The following is a 21,223-nucleotide window of genomic DNA, read 5'->3' on the forward strand; positions in this document are numbered from 1 at the left end:
ACGGCTACGGGCGCAACTGGGCCCAGGCCACCTCCAGCGGCTGGGTCTACTGGATCTTCAGCTCGTTACGGTCGTGGCTGGACTACCAGTTCCAGGTGCTCGGATTCCACACCGGTCTCGACTCCACGCATCCCTACCAGTCGTGGCCCTGGCAGTGGCCACTGCTCATCCGGCCGGTCTTGTTCCACTACCCGGCGGAGGTCAAGGGATGCGGGTCCGACCGCTGCTCGGAGGCCGTGCTGGGGGTGGGCACGCCGGTGATCTGGTACGGCGCGGTGATCGCGCTGATCGCCCTGATCGCCTGGTACGTGGCCACCCGCGACTGGCGAGCCGGAGCGGTGCTGCTGGCCTACGCGGTGGGATGGCTGCCCTGGTTCTACTACGCCGTGGCCGACCACCGCACCATGTTCCTGTTCTACGCCGCCCCCATGCTGCCCTTCATGATCCTGGCGATCACCCTCGCGGCCGGGCTCCTCATCGGACCCGCGAAGGAGAACATGACACGCAGGGCGGTGGGCGCCGCGGTCGTGGGAGCGTTCATGCTGCTGGCCGTGGTCAACTTCGGCTGGCTGCACCCGGTGCTCTCGGCCGAGCTCATCCCGTTCGACGAGTGGAACCGGCGGATGCTCTTCCGCAGCTGGATCTAGGCGTCCCAGGCTCCGAACCGGCTCAGACGGCCGCCTTCTCGGCGGGCGCGGCGGCCGGCCGCCCGCGGCGCGGCGGCCGCACCCCGTGACGCAGGGCGATGGCGGCGGCGAGGAAGGCCAGCGGCGCGGCGGGCAGCAGGTAGCGGTAGTCGAACTCCGCGGTGGCCGCGGGGGCGACCACCAGGGCCGCCGCGGCCACCAGGGGCAGCAGCAGGGGGCCGCCCAGCCGGCGCCAGCGGACCACCGCGCCCACGATGCCCACCAGCAGGGCGATGCCCACGCCCAGGCCGGGCAGGTAGAAGATGCGCTGGTAGCGCTCCATGAAGGTGGCCCAGGGCCAGTAGATCTTGGTGCTGGCGCGCCCCTGCTCGTAGGTGACCAGGTCACGGTCGGTCGTGCCCTGGTAACTCGGCCACTTGGGCAGCGACGCGTACAGCCTTTCCGGATCGTTCTTGGTGACCCTTCCCTGGTTGTAGAACTGGTACTGCATCCAGGTGTCCGGGTTGGGGAAGACGGGCCGATCCCAGCGGAAGCTGCGCAGAAGGTCGCCGGTGACCGCCGACAGATAGTCGCCGGGCTGCGCCAGGATCGCCCGCTTGGCGAACCTGCCGGCCAGGTCGTTGATCGAGCTGTCGAACTTGTCGGTGCCCCAGCGGTGCAGGACCTCTCCCTCGCCCCTCCACCACAGGTAGAGCTGCGAGAACGGGTGGCGTTCGATGCTCGGGTTGTTGCAGAGCGGGATCAGGTCCTGCTCGCGCTGGAGGTCGGGTTTGATCTTCTTGCAGTCGGCGAACTTCGCGACGCGCATGTAGAGGATGAGCCCGTCGCTCTGGGTCATCGCGAACTGGCCGTTGGTGCCGGCGAACCACGCCATGTATGCCACGACCGGCACCGCACAGGCGGTCACGACCGCGCAGATCGGCTTCCACCCGGTCCTTTTGACCAGCAGGAAGGCCACGACCACGGCGAGGATGGGCAGGCCGATGCTGCGGGTGAGCGCCGTCAGGGCCAGCAGCAGGCCGATGACCGCGCCCGTCTTCCACGACATCCTCCTGTGCCAGAGGATCAGCGTGACCACGCCCACGATGAGCAGGGTGAACATGCTGTCCGACATGATCAGCTGCTCCAGCTGGATCTGGTAGGCGTCGAACAGCACGGGCAGGGCCGCCAGGGTCGCGCCCCAGTCGGGCAGGCCAAATTTGCGTCTCAGAAGCACATAGATCAGCACCGCCGTGGCCAGGCCCATGAGGTGCTGCGTAAAGACCACCAGCGCGAAGCTGTGAAAAGGCTTGAGGATCAGCAGCCAGAATCCGTACCCGTCGGGACGGATGGGGTGGGGGCGGGGGTGCAGCGCGACCGAGACGTACTCGTAGGAGTCGTTGAACCACATCGCCGGCCGGAAGCCGAGCATCGCGATCACTCGGAGCACCGCGCCGAGCACAAAGGCGATCACGAAGAGGCGGCGCCGCTTGAGGAACCCGAGAAGGCGCGCACCCTTACTGGGCGCGGGCACATCGGCCTGCGCCGGTTCGGCAACGGTCACCATGGTTTACAGGATGCCAGCCCTTTCGTGGACTTGACCCGAGCACCTGGGGGCAGAGGGCATCATGGTCTACCTACGCACCGGATGATCGAGGCGCAAACGAGGGGTTCGACGTGGAACTGACCGTGGTCATGCCATGCCTGAACGAGGCGGAGACGGTCGAAACGTGTGTCCGCAAGGCGCTGGCCTGCATGACGGAGCACGGCATCGAGGGCGAAGTGGTGATCGCCGACAACGGCAGCACCGACGGATCCCAGCAGCTCGCCCGTGACGCCGGCGCCCGGGTGGTCCATGTCGACGCGAAGGGGTACGGCAACGCCCTCATCGGCGGCATCCGCGCCGCGCGCGGCCGTTATGTGATCATGGGCGACGCCGACGACTCGTATGACTTCACCGCGCTGCTGCCCTTCGTCGAGGAGCTGCGTTCGGGCGCCGACCTGGTCATGGGCAACCGCTTCCGCGGCGGCATCAAGCCCGGCGCCATGCCGCCGCTGCACAGATACCTCGGCAACCCGGTGCTCTCCTTCATCGGCCGGTTGTTCTTCCCCAGCGCCATCCGCGACTTCCACTGCGGCCTGCGCGGGTTCCGCCGCGACTCGATCCTCAACCTGGGCCTGCAGACCGGTGGCATGGAGTTCGCCAGCGAGATGGTCGTCAAGGCCACGCTGCAGGGTCTCGACGTGCGCGAGGTGCCCACGGTCCTGAGCCCCGACGGCCGTTCCCGCCCGCCGCACCTCCGCTCGTGGAGGGACGGCTGGCGCCACCTGCGCTTCCTGCTGCTCTACAGCCCGCGCTGGCTGTTCATCATCCCCGGCATGGCGCTGATGATCCTCGGCCTGATAGCGGGCACCGCGCTGACCTTCGGCCCGGTCTACATCGGCAAGCTGGCCTTCGACGTCGACACGCTGGTGGGCGCCTCGGCCATGGTCGTGATCGGCTTCCAGGCGGTGCTGTTCGGCCTGTTCACCAAGGTTTACGCGGCCGAGGAGGGCTTCCTCCCCGAGGACAGGCGCATCGCCCGCCTCGTCGACGTGGTCACGCTGGAGAAGGGCCTGGTCGCCGGAGGCCTGCTCGCGGTCGCCGGTCTGGTCGGTCTGGTGGCGTCGCTGGCCCACTGGCAGGTGCGCAACTTCGGCGCGCTGATCCCCGCCGAGTCGCTGCGCCTGGTCGTGCCGTCCGCGACCGCCTTCATCATGAGCTTCCAGACCATCTTCGCGGCGCTGTTCATCAGCATCCTCGGCATCCGCCGCACCAAGGAGACTCCGGTCGACGTGGCCGCCTCGGCCGCGGAGGAGGCCGCCGAGGCCGTCAAGCGGCAGTCCACGGCCGCCTGACCCGCCGCCGGGCACTCGCGCAAGGGGCTGGGACGCGCCGCCGTCACGAGGCGCACCGGCCCGTGCGAGATCCGCGCAACCTTCGTAATGGGTTCGATACGCTGTGCCCGGCCCTCTAGGCTTGAGCCATGTCCCAGCACATTTTGACCGCCGTCGCCTGGCCCTATGCCAACGGCCCTCGCCACATCGGCCACGTCTCCGGGTTCGGCGTGCCGTCCGATGTCTTCAGCCGCTACCAGCGGATGGCGGGCAACAAGGTGCTGATGGTCAGCGGGACCGACGAGCACGGCACCCCGATCCAGGTGCAGGCCGACAAGGAGGGCGTGAGCGCCCGCGAGCTCGCCGACCGCTACAACCGGGTGATCGCGGAGGATCTCACCGCCCTCGGCCTGTCGTACGACCTGTTCACCCGGACCACGACGAACAACCACTACGCCGTCGCGCAGGAGATCTTCAAGGGTCTCTACGACAACGGCTACATCTTCCCGAAGACCACGCTGGGCGCGGTCTCGCCCACCACGGGCCGCACACTGCCCGACCGCTACATCGAGGGCACCTGTCCCATCTGCGGGTACGACGGCGCCCGGGGCGACCAGTGCGACAACTGCGGCAACCAGCTCGACCCGATCGACCTGATCAACCCCAAGAGCCGGGTCAACGGGGAGACGCCGAAGTTCATCGAGACCGAGCACTTCATGCTCGACCTGCCGGCCTTCACCGAGGCGCTGGGAAGCTGGTTGCAGTCCAAGCACGGCGAGTGGCGGCCCAACGTCCTGAAGTTCTCGCTCAACCTCCTCGGCGACATGCAGCCCCGGGCGATCAGCCGCGACCTCGACTGGGGCGTGCCGATCCCGCTCGACGGCTGGCGTGACCGCGGTGACAAGCGGCTCTACGTCTGGTTCGACGCGGTCATCGGCTACCTCAGCGCCTCCATCGAGTGGGCGCGCAGGTCAGGCGACCCCGACGCCTGGCGGCAGTGGTGGCAGAACCCCGACGCCCGCGGTCACTACTTCATGGGCAAGGACAACATCGTCTTCCACTCCGAGATCTGGCCCGCGATGCTGCTCGGCTACAACGGCGAGGGCGCGCGGGGCGGCAGGCCCGGGTCGCTCGGCAAGCTGGCGCTGCCGTCCGAGGTGGTCTCCAGCGAGTTCCTGACCATGGAGGGGCGCAAGTTCTCCTCCAGTCGCCAGGTGGTCATCTACGTGCGCGACTTCCTCCAGCGCTACGACGCCGACGCCCTGCGCTACTACATCTCGGTGGCCGGTCCGGAGAACCAGGACACCGACTTCACCTGGTCGGAGTTCGTCAACCGGAACAACGGCGAGCTGGTCGCCGCCTGGGGCAACCTGGTGAACCGGTCGATCTCCATGGCCGCGAAGAACTTCGGCGTGGTGCCCGCCGCGGGCGACCTGACCGACGCCGACCGGGCGCTCCTGCGGCGCAGCAGCGGCGCGTTCCCGGCCGTCGGCGCCGAGCTGGGCAGGTCCCGGTTCAAGAACGCCGTCACGGAGGCCTTCGACGTCGTGCGGGACGCCAACCGCTACCTCGCCGAGCAGGAGCCGTGGAAGCTCAAGGACGACCCCGAGCGGGTGAAGTCGATCCTGCACGTCGCCCTCCAGGTCGTCGACGACGCCAAGACGTTGCTCACCCCCTTCCTGCCGAGCTCCTCGAACAAGGTCTATTCCATGCTCGGCGGGAAGGGCGTCTGGTCGGGCATGCCGGAGATCCGCGAGGTCGACGAGGGCGGTGGCGCCCCCTACCCCGTGATCACCGGCGAGTACGACGGCGAGGCCACCTGGGAGTCCCGGCCCATCCAGGCGGGCACTCCCCTCGCGCCGCCGACGCCGCTGTTCGTCAAGCTCGACCCCAAGATGGTCGACGAGGAGCTCGCCCGCCTGGCCGACTGAGCCACTTCCACGGGCCGGCGGGCCGAGCCGCTCGCACACGTCATCGATAGGGGAAGCATCCAGTGACCACCGTTCCCGCCGCCCCGCCGCCGCTGGGCGCGGAGGTGTTCGACAGCCACTGCCATCTGGACATCATGGTCGGCGACCGCAAGGCGTCGTCCGGGGATCCGGTCGCGCTGGCCGCGCAGGCCGCCGCGGGCGGCGTCGAGCGCATCCTCGCCGAGGCGCGGGCGGTGGGCGTGACCCGGCTGGTCACGATCGGTTACGACCTGCGTTCCTCCCGGTGGAACGCCGAGACCGCCCGTGATCACGAGGGCATCTACGCAGGCGTGGCGATCCACCCCAACGAGGCGCACGCGGCGACGCCGGAGGTACTCGCCGAGATCGAGAAGCTCGCGCGGGAGCCGCACGTGCGGGCCGTGGGGGAGACCGGCCTCGACTACTACCGCGACTGGGCGTCCCGGGCCGACCAGGACGCCTCCTTCCGCGCGCACATCGAGATCGCGAAGCGCACGGGCAAGGCGCTGGTGATCCACGACCGGGAGGCCCACGACGACGTGCTCCGCGTCCTGGCCGAGGAGGGCGCGCCCGACGTGGTGGTGTTCCACAGCTTCTCCGGCGATGCCGGCATGGCCCGCCGCTGCGTCGACGCCGGATACTTCCTGTCGTTCTCCGGGCCCGTCACCTACAAGAACGCCGCCGATCTCCGCGAGGCGGCCCGGGTGACGCCGCCTGAGCTGGTCCTGGTCGAGACCGACGCCCCCTACCTGCCGCCCGTGCCCCACCGCGGCAAGCCCAACGCGCCCTACCTGATCCCGCTGACGATGCGCTGCCTCGCCCAGGTCAAGGACATGGACGTGGACGAGTTGTCCCGTGCCGTCAGCGCCAACGGCGAGCGCGTCTTCGGCGCCTGGTGACCATCGGCACGTGCCTTTCCCCTCCCCTCGCGGTCGTCACGCCGGTTACGCCAAGTGACCGTCAAGTGACAGGCTGGATTGGGTGATCCGGTTGAGGGGTCCGGAGGGCGGCGCTAGCGTCGGCAGCCGGTCTACCCCGAAGGACGCGTTGTGGACTCATCATCGGCATCCAGACCGGCCGCCCGGCGTGCCGGGTCGCGCCGTGCCCCGCGCCGCCCGACCTGGCTGGGCTCCGGCATTCGCTCCCCCTGGACGGGGGTGGGGTGCGCCGCCTTGGCGGGGGTCTCGCTCGGCGTGCTCACCGGCGTCGTGCTGACCAAGGAGGTGCGGCTGGCCGTCGACGGCGGCGAGACGACGGTACGCAGCTTCGGCGCGACCGTGGGCGACGTGCTCGCCGCCGTGAAGGTGGAGGTCGGCCCGCACGACGAGGTCCATCCCGCCCGGACCGACCAGGTGCGTGACGGCACCTCGATCGTCGTACGGCATGCCAGGCCGCTGGTCCTCACGCTGGACGGCAGGAAGAGCACGCACACCGTCACCGCGCTCAACGTGGGCGAGGCGCTCCAGCAGCTCAATCTGAGCGGGCGCATGGCGACGCTGTCGGCCTCCCGGATGCGGCAGATCCCGGTGTCCGGGTTCGCGCTCGACGTCCGCACCCACCGCCGGGTGACCGTCGTCCGGGGCGGGGTGCGGCTGGACGCGTTGACCACCGGGCGCACGGTGCGCGCCGTGCTCACCCAGCAGAAGATCACTCTGGCCAAGGGCGATCGGGTGCGCCCGCCGATGAGCACGTTCCCGGAGGACAGCGAGGTGATCCGCATCATCCCGGCGGCGCCACCGGCTCCGGTGCACACCGTGGCGGTCAGCCCGTCGGTGTCCTCGCTCAACTGGGCGGCCCTGGCGCGCTGCGAGACCTTCGCCAACCCCAAGTCGTTCAACCCGGACGGGCCGTACTACGGCATGTACCAGTTCAGCCTTCCGATGTGGCAGGCGGTCGGCGGCACGAGGACACCGCTCGACTGGCCGGCCACCGAGCAGACCTACCGTGCCCGGTTGCTCTACCAGCGGGTCGCGGGCCGGTGGCGCGCCCAGTGGCCGAACTGCGGCGCGCGCCTGTTCATCCGCTGACGGAGGCGCCGAAGTCGGCCGAGGAACCACCGGACACGACCGGCACGCCCTGGCGTCCGGGGGTGAGCAGGCGGGTCGGGTCCCCCTCCCGGATGAGGGCGACGGCGCCGCCCGGCGCGGAGGTCTCGTCCGGGACTCCGGCGAGCAGGCCCGTGCCGGCGCTGAACGAGTCGGCCGCGCCGAAGGTGGCGAGGGACCATCCGAGGTGGTCGTAGGCGTGCGGCTTCTCCAGCGTCAGCGACCGCCCGGCCTCGTCACCGCTCAGGGGCACCGCCCTGATCACCCCTGCCTCCACCGCGTTCCGGGAGTCGAACGGGCTGCCGATGGCCAGGTAGAGGGTCTTCTCCGTGCCGACCATGGCGAGCGACCAGCCGAGTGCGGCCTTCGGCTCGGCGGACTGGTCCTCCAGGCCGCCGGCCCCGAGCTGGATGGTCCTGACCGGCCGCAGGGTTCCCGACTTGTCCGGCTGGAACGTCTGCACCAGGCCGGAATCGGTCACGCTTCCCACGTCGGCGAGCGGGGCGCTCGACGCGAGGTAGGGTGTGCCGCCGAACTCCGCATAGGCGAGGGCGTATCCGTACCGGTCCCCGGCGTGTTCGGTGACGTTCTTCACCGATTCGGGGATGCCCCACTTCACGCTGGTGTAGGTCTTCCCCGCCTCGGCGGCGTCGAAGATCACCTCCACCGCTCCGGTGTCGGCCTTCCCCGCGTTCCCTCCTTGCTTGCCCACGCCGTCGTCGTTCTCGTAAGGGGTGCCGATCGCGAGGTCGACCGAGCCGGCCCGCCCGCCCATGCGTCCGAGCACGAGCGACCAGCCGAACATGTCCCCCTCCTCGCTGTTGCCCACGACCCCCTCGGACTGCTGGGTGATCCGGTGGGCGGCACCCGGCTCGCCGTCCGGCTTCGCGGCGTACACATAGACCGCGCCGGAGTCGGTGACACGGGTGTCGTCCTCGTACGGCGCCCCGACCGCGATCACTCCTGCCGGGCTGCCCGGGACTCTGGCGGCGGCCAGCGCCCAGCCGAAGTGGGCGTTGCGCTCCGGACGCGGCGGCGTGATCTTCCTGACCGCCTCGAGAGGGACCCGGCCGTCGTAGGCGCCGCCACGCACGACGTACACCGCTCCCGCGTCCGCGCCACCCTCGGCGTCGGCGTACGGGGCTCCCACGACGACGTCGAGGCATTTGTCCCCGTCGACGTGGGCCGTCCGCACCGTCCACCCGAAGGCGTCGCCCGCGCGGGCGTCCGCGGCGGTGACGGCCAGGCCGTTGCCGGTGCCGGTCCCGCCGGCAGGCAGGATGTGGACGGATCCCGCCCCTCGCACCCCCGCGGCGTCCGCGAGCGGATCGCCCACGGCCAGGTCGTCACGCCCGTCGCCGTCGAAGTCGTTCGCGCTCGCCTTGGAGCAGTCCGCCGCGGCCGCCTCGGCGGGTGCGGTGGCCACCGTCGCCAGGGACGCCAAGAGGAGACCGGCGAGCAGCGGGGTCATGAAGGAAGAACGCCGGGTCACAGCCGTACCTCGATCGTTTTGGTGTCGGAGACCCGCACCTTCAGCGTGGCCGCGCCGCGCGTGGGGGGAAGATCGTAGACGAAGACGCCGTCGGCCCGCTCGCCTGGCGCGATCGTGCCGGGCAACGGCGTGGAGCCCTGCGCGGTCTCGTGCTCGGCGCCGCGGTCGTCCACCAACGTCGGTGGCGTGGTGGCGGTCGAGGCCGGCGTGCCGCCGGGGTTGATCAGCGTCCATCCGATCACGCAGAATCGGCCGCGCTGCGATGTCGCGCCCTCGTACGAGCCGAGGTTGCACTGGGCCCGGCGCGGGATGACGAACTGCGGGTCCTCGAGATAGGAACCCATCGTGAACCGCCGTCCCACGTCGGTCGAGGGCGTGGCCGAGGGCGGCGCCGAGACGGCGGCCACGCCCGTCGCGCGGACCGGCGTGCGGTCGGGGAGCACCATCACCAGCACCCCGCCCGTGACGAGGAGCCCGGCGAGCACCGTCAGCGCCGGCACCAGCCACTTGCGAGAGCGTCGCGTTCGCTCCGCTTCCGGAGCGGGGGAGACGGACGGGATCGTGTGGGAGGCGGTGCCGGTCGGCGGCTGGGTGTCGTCCGTCCGCACCCTGGCGTGGCCGAGAGCGGGAACGGCGGCGGCCGGGTTGGCGGGAACGGGGTCGGGGGCGACCGGGTCCGGAACGGGCGCGGCGGTGGCCGGGACGGGAGCCGCGGGTGCCGGAGCCGCGGGTGCCGCGGGTGCCGGAGCCGCGGGTGCCGCGGGGGGCGGAGCGGCGGAGGCCGGAAGGGGCGCGGGCGGGGTGGAGGCCAGGCCGCCGATGGGGAAGGGGGTCCTCGGGAGTGACGCGCCCGGCTGGGTGTCGTCGGTGTCCGGATCGGTGGGGGCACTGGTTGCGGGGACGGCCGCGGCGACGTTGGCCGGGGGCTCCCAGGACTCGCTGAGCATCTCGGTGGCCACGAGCGTCGGAGGGTCGACCGGCACCAGTGCCGGCGTCCCCGCCGGCGCGGGCGCGGGCCTCGCGATGTCGCCGCCCACCAGCGCGATCAGCAGGTCCTGGGCGGAGGGCCTGCGCTGGGGATCGGCCTCGGTGGCCAGCCGTACGAGCCTGTCGAGCGGCGTGGGCAGCGTCCCCAGGTCGGGCTTGCCGGTCAGCACGCGGCCCGCCAGCGTCATCATGTCGCCGCGCCCGTACGGGTGCCGCCCGTTGCCCGCATAGGCGACCAGGCATCCCCAGGCGAAGACGTCGGCGGCGGGGGTGATCTCCTCGCCGCGCACCTGCTCCGGCGCCCACCAGCCCGGGCTGCCGAGCAGCTCGCCCGACTTCGTCACCCCTTGGGTCGCGTCGAGGGCGCGGGCGATGCCGAAGTCGATCACGCGCGGACCGGACATCGACAGGATCACGTTGGCGGGCTTGAGGTCGCGATGCACCAGGCCGGCGACGTGGATGGCCGCCAGGGCGGCGGCCACGCCAAGCGCGACACCGTGCAGCGTCCCGGCCTCCAGCGCTCCGTACCGGGTGATCTGCCGGGACAGCGGGGTACCGGGGATGTATTCGGTGACCATGTACGGCCGGCCGTCGTCGGCGTTGCCGTTGTCGAGCACCTGCGCGGTGCAGAACGACGCCACCCGGCGGGCGTTGGACACCTCGGCGTGGAAGCGTACGGCGAAGCCCTCGTCCACGGTGAACTCGGTCTTGACGACCTTGACGGCGACGGGCCTGCCGGTGGGGGCCTCGGCCAGGTACACCGTGCCCATGCCGCCCTGGCCGATCCGGCCGAGCAATCTGTAGGGCCCGATCCGCGGAGGGTCGTTCGGATGTAACGGCTCCGTACCGGCACGGTCCATTGACGACGCCTCCTCGCTTCCGGGCGCGGCCACGTTACCCATGCCCACTTTCCTCCCGCTTGAAGATCAGTTACCACTGCTAAAACGGTTGAGGTGTTTTGTCACCTTCCTCTGGAGACTGTTCGGTGCGGGACACTGGGTGGATGGGGAGTTCAATTGTTAACCTGCTTGGCCCGGTAGAAATACGTAATTTGGCGGACAAGCTCGATCTTCGCCCGACCAAACGGCTCGGGCAGAACTTCGTCATCGACGGCGGTACGGTCCGGCGCATCACCAGGGTGGCCGAGATATCACCCGACGACGTGGTGATCGAGGTCGGGCCGGGACTCGGATCGCTCACGCTCGCCCTGCTCCCCGAGGCGCGACGGGTGATCGCGGTCGAGATCGATCCGGTCCTCGCCGCCCAGCTCCCGCTGACGGTCGCCGACCGCGCTCCGTCCCTGGCCGACAGGCTCACCGTCGTCCAGGCGGACGCGATGCGCGTACGGCCGGAGGAGCTCGGCGAGGCGCCCACGGCACTGGTGGCGAACCTGCCCTACAACGTGGCCGTGCCCGTCGTGCTCCACCTGCTGGAGGTGCTTCCCTCGCTGCGCAAGGGGCTGGTGATGGTCCAGTCCGAGGTGGCCGACCGCATGGCCGCGGGCCCGGGTTCCAAGGTGTACGGAGTGCCGTCGGTCAAGGCGGCCTGGTACGCCGACGTGCGCCGCGCGGGACCGGTCGGCCGCACGGTCTTCTGGCCGGCGCCCAACGTCGACTCCGGGCTGGTGGCCATGTCCCGGCGCGACCATCCGGAGACCACGGCGACCCGCGAGGAGGTCTTCGCGGTCATCGACGCCGCGTTCGCCCAGCGCCGCAAGACCCTGAGGGCCGCGCTCGCCTCCTGGGCGGGCACGGCGGCCGCGGCCGAGACGGCGCTCCGGGCGGCGGGCATCGCCCCCTCCGAGCGGGGGGAGCAGCTCCGCGTCGAGGACTTCGCCAGGATCGCGGAGAACCGCCCCTGACCCCGCGCTACCCCGCGACGGTCGCGCCGAAGTCGATTCCCTGCACCGTGTTGTGACGGCTCTGGTTGAACAGGGCGACGCTCCCGTCGCCGGGGTGGAGCATCTGGGCGGCGCCACGTTCCGGCGGGGCGAGCGCGACCGCGCCGATCTTCTCGCGATCGGGCACGCCGATGACCAGCCATCCACCGCCCGCGCCGCTGACCGACCAGCCGAAGTGGTCGTACGTCTGCGGTGTCGCGGCCCTGATCAGGCGCCCGGGCCGCCAGGCGCGCATGTCGAGGCCGGCGGCCCCGCCCGTGCCGCCTCCCGGGCCGAAGACCGAGATCACGTGTACCGCGCCCGTCTCGGGGTGCGGGCCTTCGCCGTCGAACGGAGCGCCCACCACCAGGTCCGTACCGGAGAAGGCGAGCGAGAACCCGAACGCGTCGCGCGGCTCGGAGACATCCGCGACGGCGGCCGACCCCTGCCAGAGGGTCCCGCCCGCCACCGGCTGCGTGGCGGTTCGGCCACCCCGGATGAGCTGGACCACCCCGGCGTCGTCCACCTCGCCGGGGTCGGCGTGCGGAGCGCCGGCCGCGAGGTAGCTCGACTCGCCGCTCTCGCCGTAGGCCAGGGAGTGGCCGAACAGATCGCCCGCCTGGGACCGCACTGTGGTGGTGAGCTGGGAAAGGTTCCATCCAGTGCCGCGATAGGCGGTCGCCGGTCCCACCTTCGCCTCGTACAGGACCGTCACGGCTCCCGCGTCGAGCATGGGTGTGCCGGCGTCATCCCTGTCCTCGTACGGTGCGCCGACGGCGAGGTCCTGGCCCGGCCCGCCACCTATCGTGCCGAGGGCGACGGACCAGCCGAACAGGTCGCCGGCCTCGCCGCTGCCGGGGACGCCGGGCGTCTGCTGGGTGATCCGGCGGGGGGCGCCCGGCCGGCGCCCGTCGGGGCCGCCCAGGTCGTAGAGGTAGACCGCTCCGGAGTCGGGGATCCCGTCCGCGTCCTCATACGGCGCGCCGATCGCGATGGTGCCCGGCGAGACGGCCAGCGACCAGCCGAAGTGCGCGCCGTTGCGCTGCTCGGGGGCCCGTAGCTCGATGCGGCCGGCGTTCGAACCGCCGAAGTCGCTGCCGCCGAAGTAGACGTAGACGTTCCCGGCGCCGGGGACCGAGGTGACGCGGCCGTCGGCGCCCTGTGTCACGTGGCCCCACCAGTACGGGCTCCCGACCACGAGGTCGAGGCAGCGGTCGCCGTCGATGTGACCCGCACGGGCGATCCAGCCGCTCAGCCCGCCGTTGCGGATGAAGGGCACGCCCCGCACCTTGGGGAACCCCTCGCCGGTACCGCGAAGGAAGAACAGGTGCCCTCCTCCGGACCACCTGTCGGGGGGCTCCCCGAACGGATCGCCGACGACGACGTCGTTGAGGCCGTCCCCGTCGAAGTCGGCGGTGCCGGCGCGGGAGCAGTCGTCCGGGGCCGAGCCGTGGGCGGGAACGGCGCCGAGGGCGCAGCACAACACGATCAACGCGAGCAGGAGCCGTCTCACAGCCGTACCTCGATGCTCTCTCCGCCGCTGATGACCTGCCCGGCCAGCGCGACGGGGACCTGTCCCGCGGGCATGGCGTACTCGCCGCCGAAGGAGAGCACCTGGCCCGGCTGGATGTCGACGGCCCCGCTTCGCGCGACCGAGCCGGTGCCGGGGGGAAGGGCGTCGTCGGCGCGGATGACGCGGCTCACCTTGTACCGCCTGGACCGGTCGTCGACGAGGTCGAGGAATCCGGCGAGCCTGATCGGGGTCCCGCCCATGTTGAGGACGAACCAGTAGGCGTGACAGGACTGCTGGTCCGGGACCTCCTCGCCGTTCACCTGGCGCGGCCGGCCGCAGTCGGGCGGCTCGTGCAGGACGATCTGCAGGCCCTGGTCGCCGACGAGGATGTGCCGTCCGATGTCGTTCACCCGGGTCGGGCCGTCCGCCTCACGCGTCCACGTCCCGCCGTTGGCCGTGTAGACCCACCAGGCCGTCCCCACCAGGGCGGCGCCCACGGCCAGCGCGGAGACGAGCGCGAGGAGCGCCCGGGTCCTGCGCCGCCGGCTCCGGCCCGGCCCTCGTCCCGGCGGATCCGTGGCCTCGGGGGCGCGCAGATTGTCCGGGGGCTCCCACATCGCCTCCAGAACGCGCGTGGAGGGGCCGTCCGATACGGCGTCGCCCCCGATCAGGGCGAGCAGGAGTTCCTGTGCGGTGGGACGGGAGGCGGGGTCACGGTCGAGGGCACGGCGCACCAGATGGTCGAGCGGCTCGGGCAGGCCCCGGACGTCGGGTTTCTCGTTCAGGGTGCGGTAGGCGACCGTCATCGGGTCGCCGTCGCCGAAGGGATGGTGCCCGGTGCTCGCGAAGGTGACCAGGCATCCCCACGCGAAGACGTCCGTCGCGGGGGTGACCGGCCGCCCGTCGAGCTGCTCGGGGGCCCACCATCCAGGGGTGCCGACCACCTCGCCGGTCAGGGTCGGGCCGGTGCGCCCGTCCAGCGCACGGGCGATGCCGAAGTCGATGACCCGGGGCCCGGTCGTGGACAGGATCACGTTGCCGGGCTTGAGGTCGCGGTGGACCAGCCCGGCGGCGTGGATGGCGGCGAGAGCGGCGCAGACCCCGAAGGCCAGGCCGACCAGCGGGGACTCGTCCAGGGGGCCGTACTCGGCGATCTGCGTGGAGAGCGGAGTGCCCGCGATGTAGGCGGTGGCCATGTACGGCCGCCCGTCCTCGGCCACGCCGTCGTCGAGGACCCTGGCCGTGCAGAACGAGGCGACCTTGCGCGCGCTCGCGACCTCGGAACGGAACCGCTCGGCGAACCCCGCGTCCTCGGTGAACCGCCGCTTCACCACTTTGATCGCGACCTGCCGCCCGCTCGCGGAGGTGCCCAGGTAGACGGTGCCCATGCCGCCTTCGCCGAGCCTGCCGACCAGTTTGTACGGCCCGATCTCGGCGGGATCGCCCTTCTGCAGCGGGGAGGCGATGCTCTGGCCGTCGATGGATGTCTCCTTCACCGTCACCCCGTGGCCCCCGAATGGTCACCGTACAGACATTCAAACTCAGCTGCCCGATCGTTTGTCCCAGCGTTACGTACATGTCGTATATCGGAGGCATGTATCGCCGGAGCTGGGGAGTCGTTCGTGTGAGCCCGTGCGCCGGAGCGTTACCATCGGGTCCCGTGACTTCCGTGACCGTTCGGGTGCCGGCCAAGGTGAACCTCCAGCTCTCGGTGGGGCCGCCGCGCGACGACGGCTACCACGACCTGGTGAACGTCTTCCACGCCGTCTCCCTGTTCGACGAGGTCACCGCCTCCGATGCGCCCGCCGGCTCCGGTGGGGCGGCGGTCACGGTGAGCGTCGAGGGACAGTACGCCGGGCAGGTGCCCCTCGACGGGGAGAACCTCGCGGTCAAGGCCGCCCTCGCCCTCGCCGAGCGTGCGGGACGTCCGCTGGGCGCGCGCCTGCTGATCCGCAAGGCGATCCCGGTCGCCGGGGGCATGGCCGGCGGCAGCGCCGACGCCGCGGCCACGCTGGTGGCCTGTGACGAGCTCTGGGGGCTCGGCCTGCCGCGGCAGGAGCTTATGGAGATCGCCGCGGCCCTCGGGAGCGACGTGCCCTTCGCCCTGCTCGGCGGCACGGCTGTGGGCACCGGGCGGGGGGAGAAGCTGACCACGGTCTCGGTCACCGGTGACTTCCACTGGGTCTTCGCGCTCGCCGCAGGCGGCCTGTCGACCGCCGAGGTCTACGCCGAGTGCGACCGGATGCGCGAGGCTTCGGGGGAGCGGGCGGCCTGGCCACAGGCCTCACAGACCCTGATGACCGCGCTAGAGGCGGGAGACGCCGAGACGCTGGGCAAGGCGCTGCTGAACGACCTGCAGCCCGCCGCGCTGATGCTGTGCCGCCCGCTCGTCCGCACTCTGGAGGCGGGCCGGAACCACGGTGCCCTCGGTGCGCTGGTCTCCGGATCCGGCCCCACCTGTGCCTTCCTCGCCGGGTCCGAGGCCAAGGCGACCGCCCTGGCGGCGGCGCTGGACGCCGCGGGCGTCTGCCGGTCGGCCGTCACGGCCCGCGGCCCGGTGCCCGGGGCGACGATCGTGCGCGCCGATCGGTGAGTCGCCGTGTGGCACGGCGCCCATGGGCTGCGGATAGGCTTTGACAGCGATGAACCTCGTAAACCTCGAATCGGTGTTCCATGCCTACGGGCCGAATCCTCTGCTCGGTGAGGTGTCCCTCGGCATCGAGGCAGGCGACCGCATCGGCGTCGTCGGGCGCAACGGCGACGGCAAGACCACGCTCATCTCCGTGATCGCCGGCACGGTCAAACCCCATGGCGGCCGGGTCACGCACAACCGCGGCCTGCGCATCGGCTTCCTGTCCCAGCGCGACGACCTCGATCCTGAGCTGACCGTGCGCGAGGTGGTGCTCGGAGACCGGGCCGAGCACGAGTGGGCCGGCGACCAGGCGGTCAGGGAGATCCTGGCCAACCTCCTCGGCGACATCGAGCTGCCGGCCAAGATCGGTGAGCTGTCGGGCGGTGAGCGCCGCCGCACCGCCCTGGCCCGGTTGCTGATCGAGGAGCACGACCTCGTCATCCTCGACGAGCCCACCAACCACCTCGACATCGAGGCCATCGCCTGGCTGGCGGGCCACCTCTCCACGCGCAGGTCGGCTCTGCTCGTGGTCACCCACGACCGGTGGTTCCTCGACGCGGTGTCCACGCGCACCTGGGAGGTCGTGGACGGCACCGTCCAGCGCTACGAGGGCGGATACGCCGCGTATGTGCTGGCCAAGGCCGAGCGGGCCCGTATCGCCCAGGCCACCGAGGACCGCCGCCAGAACCTCATGCGCAAGGAGATCGCCTGGCTGCGCCGTGGCCCGCCCGCACGCACGTCCAAGCCCAAGTTCCGCATCGACGCGGCCCAGGCGCTGATCGCCAACGAGCCGCCCGCGCGGAACACCGTCGAGCTGGTCAAGTTCGCCTCCGCGCGGCTCGGCAAGACGGTCTACGACCTCGACCAGATCACCCTGCACGCCGGCGGCCCCGGCGAGGGGCCGCTGGTGCTCGACCGCTGCACATGGCAGTTCGGCCCCGGCGACCGCGTCGGGCTGATCGGGGTGAACGGCTCGGGCAAGTCGTCGGTACTGCGGCTGCTCGCCGACGCGGTCCGGCCCGACTCCGGAAAGATCGTCCGTGGCAAGACCGTGCGCCTGGCACACCTCTCCCAGGAGCTGGCGGAGCTCGATCCCACGCGGCGCGTCCTCGAGACCGTCGAGGAGATCCGCAAGTTCATCCAGGTCGGCAAGCGTGAGTGGACCGCCTCGCAGTTGCTGGAGCGTCTCGGTTTCCGTGGCGACGCCCAGTGGAAGGTCATCGGCGACCTGTCGGGCGGGGAGCGGCGGCGCCTGCAGCTTCTGCGGTTGCTGATGGACGACCCCAACGTGCTGCTGCTGGACGAGCCGACCAACGACCTCGACATCGAGACGCTGAACGAGCTGGAGGATCTGCTCGACGCCTGGCCGGGCACGCTGATCCTGGTCAGTCACGACCGCTACTTCCTCGAGCGGGTGACCGACCGCTGCGTGGCCCTGCTGGGCGACGGCAGCCTGTCTCTCCTGCCCGGCGGCGTCGACGAGTACCTCCAGCGCCGCTCCTCGGGCACCGCCCTCACCGCCCGCGCCGGCTCCTCGCCTTCTGGCGGGGCCCCCTCGGGGGAGGCGCCGCGACCCGAGCCGTCGGGGATGTCGACCAAGGAGCTCCGCGAGGCCCAGAAGGAGCTGTCGAAGCTGGAGCGTCAGCTCGACAAGATCAGCGGACGTGAGACGGTGCTGCACGCGGCCATGGCCGACGCGGCCTCCGACTACGCGAAGCTGGCCTCCCTCGACGCCGAGCTGAAGGAGCTGCGGTCGCAGAAGGAGTCCATTGAGGTCGAATGGATGGAGCTCGCCGAGAGGCTCGGCGAGTAGTCAGGCGCCGTTCTGGCCCGAGTCGAAGGGCACCAGGATCGTGCGCAGCAGGGCGGCCAGCGTCTGCTGGTCGCCCGCGCCGAGGCCCGCGAGCAGGTCGTGCTCGCGCCTGAGCAGGTCGGCGAAGGCCTCGTCCACCCGCGCCCGCCCGAGCTCGGTCAGCGACACCAGCACGCCGCGCCGGTCTTCCGGGTCGGGGCGCCGGCGCACCAGCCGGGCGGCGGCGAGCCGGTCGATGCGGTTGGTCATGGTGCCGGAGGTGACCAGGGTGGCGCGCAGGAGGGCTCCGGGGCTCAGCTCGTAAGGCTCGCCGGACCGGCGCAGCGTGGTGAGCACGTCGAACTCCCAGGGCTCCAGACCGTGCTCGGCGAACGCCGCCCGGCGGGCGCGGTCGAGATGCCGCGCGAGCCGGGAGACCCGGCTCAGCACCTGAAGGGGGGACACGTCGAGGTCGGGCCGCTCCTGCCGCCAGGACAGGACGAGCTGATCCACCTCGTCCCGCACGGACTCCTCGGCGGCCCCATCACTTCGGCGCGTCGTCATGCGGCCGAGTCTATCTCTCTTGACATCGAGACATCTCTCCCGATATGAGTTATCTCGATGTCAAGAGATATGTGGGACCCCACCGTGTACGGCCGGTACGCCGATGAGCGTGCCCGCCCGTTCTTCGAGCTGGTCGGACGGATACACGCCGAGGACCCCGGCCACGTCGTCGACCTCGGCTGCGGCACCGGGGAGCTGACCGCCGAGCTGAGCCGTCGCTGGCCGCGGGCCGACGTCCACGGCGTCGACTCCTCACCCGCGATGATCGCCAAGGCGCCGGAAGGCCCCACGTTCAGCGTGGGCGACGTCCGTTCCTGGAGCCCCGGCCGCCCGGTCGACGTGATCGTCTCCAACGCCCTCCTGCAGTGGGTCCCCGAGCACCGCGAGCTGCTGCCGCGCTGGGTGGCGGCCCTGCGCCCCGGGGGGTGGCTGGCCTTCCAGGTGCCGGGCAACTTCGACGCCCCGAGCCACGCGGTCGTCAGGCGGCTGTGCCGCACGGATCCCTGGAAGGACGACCTCGGCGACCTGGCCCGTTCCGAGCCCGTGGACGGCCCTGAGGGCTACCTGGCGCTGCTGGCCGGGCTGGGGTGCGAGGTCGACGCCTGGGAGACGACCTACATCCACCTGTTGCATGGGGAGGACGCGGTGCTCAATTGGATCTCGGGTACGGCCCTGCGGCCGATGCTCGACCGGCTCGGCGCGGGTGAGAGGCGCGAGGCGTTCCTCGCCGCCGTCGCCCGGGAACTGGACGAGGTCTATCCCCGCGAGCCGTATGGCACGCCCTTCCCGTTCCGCCGGATCTTCGTGGTCGCGCGGAAGCCGTCGTAGAAACCGCGTCCGTCCGGCTCGTGGAGAGGAGAACATCGATGATCACCGGACTGCACCACGTGCAGCTCGCCGCGCCGCCGGGCAGTGAGCCTCGCCTGCGCGGGTTCTACTCGGGAGCGCTGGGGCTCGACGAGGTGCCGAAACCGGCCGACCTGGCGAGGCGCGGAGGCGTGTGGTTCCGCGGCCCGGGGGTCGAGCTGCACCTCGGCATCGAGGAGGACTTCAGGCCCGCGCGCAAGGCGCACCCCGGCCTGCTGGTCGACGACCTTCCCGGCCTGGTGGCGCGGCTCGGCGAGGCCGGCGTCGACGCGCGTCCCGACGACCTGCTGCCCGGCTTCCTGCGCTGTTACGTGGACGATCCGGTGGGCAACCGCATCGAGCTCCTGGAACCCCTGGAGAGCCGGGAGCCCAACGGTTCCGGCTCCGGAAACGTCCCGTACACCTCTTGATCGTCTCGCGTTCCGCTGAAATTGACATAATGGTCGAAAGTCGCCTAGTAGCGGGGTGACCATGGCGATCGAGGTAGAAGACAAGTTCGATGTGCCGCCCGACTTCGAGATTCCCGACTTCGCCGATGTACGGGGATGCGCGGAGGCGGTCAGCCTGGTGAGCGACCGGCTGGTCGCCCTGTACTTCGACACGCCCGACCTGCGCCTGGCCGCCCATGGGATCACCCTGCGCAGGCGGCGTGGCGGCGCGGACGCCGGTTGGCATCTGAAGCTGCCGAAGGCCAAGGGCGTCCGCGAGGAGATCACCCATCCGCTGACCCGGAGCGCCAAGATCGTCCCACCCGTTCTGGCCGGTCTGGTCCACGCCTACACCCGGGGGCGGCAGCTCGTCCAGGTGGCGGAGCTGGAGACCGTCCGCACGGTGACGAGCCTGCGCGGCGCCGACGGGCGGCCACTGCTGGAGGTCGCCGACGATCGGGTCAAGGGCACGGTGTTCGCCACGGTGCCCTCCGGGGAGGACCGGCAGGTCACCCGCTGGCGCGAGGTCGAGGCCGAACTGGTCGGCGGGGACGCCGACCTGCTCAGGCGCGTGGGCAAGGTGCTGGGCAAGGCCGGCGCCACCCCGGCGGGCACCCAGAGCAAGCTCGCCCGCCTCCTTGGTTCCCGGATCCCGGTCCCCGAGCCCGCGGAAGCGGACGACAGCACCGCGGGGCGGGTCGTGGTCGACTACGTGAAGTCCCAGGTCGCCGCCCTGGTAGCCCAGGATCCCCAGGTGCGGCGGGGCGGGGAGGACGCCGTCCACCAGATGCGGGTGGCCGGCCGCCGCCTGCGCAGCGCGCTGAAGTCCTTCTCCGGAGTGGTCGCCGAGACCTCCGGGCTCCAGGACGAGCTGCGGTGGATCGCCGGCGTGCTCGGCGAGGTACGCGACCTGGAGGTCATCCGGGAGCGGTTCGCCGCCCATCTGGACACGCTCGATCCCGCCTCGATCGTCGGACCCGTGCGCACCCGCCTCGGCGACGACCTGGCGGCCCGCGAGCGGGAGGCGCTCGCGCGTGTCAACGAGGCGATGAGCGGCGAGCGCTACTTCGCCCTGCTCGACAGGCTCGACGCCCTGGTGGCGAGCCCGCCGCTCACCCCGCTGGCCATCAAGAAGGCGGCCAAGACGCTGGCGCCGGTCGCCGACAAGGGATGGCGGCGCGTGGTCAAGGCCTACGACAGGGCCCGGGCCATCGAGGACGACGAGCAGCGCGAGATCGCCATGCACGATGTGCGCAAGGCGGCCAAGCGCGCCCGCTACACCGCCGAAGCGCTGAAGCCCCTGCTCGGGGATTCCGCCGCCGACCTGGCGAAGCGGGCGAAGGTCGTGCAGGAGGCCCTCGGGCTGTACCAGGACGGCGTCGTCGCGCAGCAGATCCTGTTCGACGAGGCCGAGAGGGCACGCGAGGCGGGAGAGGACACCTTCACCTACGGGGTGCTCGCCGGCATCGAACGCGCCGCGGCCAAGCGCGCCCACGCCGAGTTCCCGGCGGTGTGGGCCGGCCTCGCCTCGGAGGGCCGGCCCTGACGACGCCCGCCGGTCAGGTGAGGTAA

Annotated in this window: 17 protein-coding genes; 11 read left to right on the forward strand and 6 right to left on the reverse strand. The window is 71.4% G+C overall.

The features are described from left to right. On the forward strand, nucleotides 1-647 hold a 647-nt coding region (locus tag ABD810_RS33865), incomplete at its 5' end, for a dolichyl-phosphate-mannose--protein mannosyltransferase (protein WP_486387631.1). A 22-nt stretch (nucleotides 648-669) separates the two neighbouring features. On the opposite strand, the gene ABD810_RS33870 is transcribed toward ABD810_RS33865, so the two are convergent. Beyond that, nucleotides 670-2,193 (reverse strand): hypothetical protein, encoded by a 1,524-nt coding sequence (locus ABD810_RS33870; protein WP_344950359.1) that lies wholly within the window; start codon nucleotides 2,191-2,193, stop codon nucleotides 670-672. A gap of 110 nt (nucleotides 2,194-2,303) precedes the next feature. Between ABD810_RS33870 and ABD810_RS33875 the strand changes: the two genes are divergently transcribed. The 4 genes from ABD810_RS33875 (at nucleotide 2,304) to ABD810_RS33890 (ending at nucleotide 7,479) form a co-directional block, all read left to right on the forward strand. Further along, nucleotides 2,304-3,524, forward strand: coding sequence for a glycosyltransferase family 2 protein (locus tag ABD810_RS33875; protein ID WP_344950361.1), 1,221 nt, complete (start codon nucleotides 2,304-2,306; stop codon nucleotides 3,522-3,524). Nucleotides 3,525-3,652: 128 nt separating this feature from the next. After that, complete coding sequence (gene metG / locus ABD810_RS33880; RefSeq protein ID WP_344950364.1) at nucleotides 3,653-5,434, forward strand: methionine--tRNA ligase; 1,782 nt, start codon at nucleotides 3,653-3,655, stop codon at nucleotides 5,432-5,434. Nucleotides 5,435-5,496: 62 nt separating this feature from the next. After that, on the forward strand, nucleotides 5,497-6,351 hold the full coding sequence (locus ABD810_RS33885; RefSeq protein WP_344950367.1) for a TatD family hydrolase: 855 nt from the start codon (nucleotides 5,497-5,499) through the stop codon (nucleotides 6,349-6,351). Between the two features lie 273 nt (nucleotides 6,352-6,624). After that, entirely contained in the window at nucleotides 6,625-7,479 is an 855-nt protein-coding gene (locus tag ABD810_RS33890; RefSeq protein ID WP_344950370.1) for a resuscitation-promoting factor, read from the forward strand. On the opposite strand, the gene ABD810_RS33895 is transcribed toward ABD810_RS33890, so the two are convergent. Further along, nucleotides 7,469-8,989, reverse strand: coding sequence for a VCBS repeat-containing protein (locus ABD810_RS33895; protein WP_344950373.1), 1,521 nt, complete (start codon nucleotides 8,987-8,989; stop codon nucleotides 7,469-7,471). The two genes, ABD810_RS33890 and ABD810_RS33895, sit on opposite strands and share 11 nt — an antisense overlap. Continuing rightward, nucleotides 8,986-10,878 (reverse strand): serine/threonine-protein kinase, encoded by a 1,893-nt coding sequence (locus ABD810_RS33900; RefSeq protein WP_344950376.1) that lies wholly within the window; start codon nucleotides 10,876-10,878, stop codon nucleotides 8,986-8,988. Before ABD810_RS33900 ends, ABD810_RS33895 begins: the two co-directional genes overlap by 4 nt. 101 nt (nucleotides 10,879-10,979) lie before the next feature. Here ABD810_RS33900 and rsmA point away from each other — a divergent pair, with 101 nt between their 5' ends. Beyond that, complete coding sequence (gene rsmA, locus ABD810_RS33905) at nucleotides 10,980-11,837, forward strand: 16S rRNA (adenine(1518)-N(6)/adenine(1519)-N(6))-dimethyltransferase RsmA (RefSeq protein ID WP_344950813.1); 858 nt, start codon at nucleotides 10,980-10,982, stop codon at nucleotides 11,835-11,837. A gap of 7 nt (nucleotides 11,838-11,844) precedes the next feature. Here the strand turns inward: rsmA and ABD810_RS33910 are convergent, their stop codons facing one another. After that, the gene (locus ABD810_RS33910) at nucleotides 11,845-13,368 is read right to left on the reverse strand and encodes a hypothetical protein (RefSeq protein ID WP_344950379.1); all 1,524 of its coding nucleotides are present in this window, start codon (nucleotides 13,366-13,368) and stop codon (nucleotides 11,845-11,847) included. Then, nucleotides 13,365-14,864 carry a serine/threonine-protein kinase gene (locus tag ABD810_RS33915; RefSeq protein ID WP_344950382.1) on the reverse strand — a complete coding sequence of 500 codons (1,500 nt, stop codon included), beginning with the start codon at nucleotides 14,862-14,864 and terminating at the stop codon, nucleotides 13,365-13,367. Before ABD810_RS33915 ends, ABD810_RS33910 begins: the two co-directional genes overlap by 4 nt. Nucleotides 14,865-15,037: 173 nt before the next feature. On the opposite strand from ABD810_RS33915, the gene ABD810_RS33920 reads away from it, so the two are divergent. Both ABD810_RS33920 and ABD810_RS33925 read left to right on the forward strand, forming a co-directional pair. Beyond that, nucleotides 15,038-15,961, forward strand: coding sequence for a 4-(cytidine 5'-diphospho)-2-C-methyl-D-erythritol kinase (locus ABD810_RS33920; RefSeq protein WP_344950385.1), 924 nt, complete (start codon nucleotides 15,038-15,040; stop codon nucleotides 15,959-15,961). Between the two features lie 49 nt (nucleotides 15,962-16,010). After that, the gene (locus tag ABD810_RS33925; protein ID WP_344950389.1) at nucleotides 16,011-17,813 is read left to right on the forward strand and encodes an ABC-F family ATP-binding cassette domain-containing protein; all 1,803 of its coding nucleotides are present in this window, start codon (nucleotides 16,011-16,013) and stop codon (nucleotides 17,811-17,813) included. Here ABD810_RS33925 and ABD810_RS33930 read toward each other — a convergent pair whose 3' ends face one another. Beyond that, entirely contained in the window at nucleotides 17,814-18,317 is a 504-nt protein-coding gene (locus tag ABD810_RS33930; protein WP_344950816.1) for a MarR family winged helix-turn-helix transcriptional regulator, read from the reverse strand. Between the two features lie 96 nt (nucleotides 18,318-18,413). Between ABD810_RS33930 and ABD810_RS33935 the strand changes: the two genes are divergently transcribed. The 3 genes from ABD810_RS33935 (at nucleotide 18,414) to ABD810_RS33945 (ending at nucleotide 21,197) form a co-directional block, all read left to right on the forward strand. Beyond that, nucleotides 18,414-19,184 (forward strand): trans-aconitate 2-methyltransferase, encoded by a 771-nt coding sequence (locus tag ABD810_RS33935; protein ID WP_344950392.1) that lies wholly within the window; start codon nucleotides 18,414-18,416, stop codon nucleotides 19,182-19,184. A 38-nt stretch (nucleotides 19,185-19,222) separates the two neighbouring features. Continuing rightward, nucleotides 19,223-19,633 (forward strand): VOC family protein, encoded by a 411-nt coding sequence (locus ABD810_RS33940; protein ID WP_344950395.1) that lies wholly within the window; start codon nucleotides 19,223-19,225, stop codon nucleotides 19,631-19,633. A 61-nt stretch (nucleotides 19,634-19,694) separates the two neighbouring features. Further along, nucleotides 19,695-21,197 carry a CYTH and CHAD domain-containing protein gene (locus tag ABD810_RS33945; RefSeq protein WP_344950398.1) on the forward strand — a complete coding sequence of 501 codons (1,503 nt, stop codon included), beginning with the start codon at nucleotides 19,695-19,697 and terminating at the stop codon, nucleotides 21,195-21,197. Nucleotides 21,198-21,223: the final 26 nt, after the last annotated feature.

This window comes from Sphaerisporangium flaviroseum (genome assembly GCF_039537005.1).
GTDB lineage: Bacteria > Actinomycetota > Actinomycetes > Streptosporangiales > Streptosporangiaceae > Sphaerisporangium > Sphaerisporangium flaviroseum.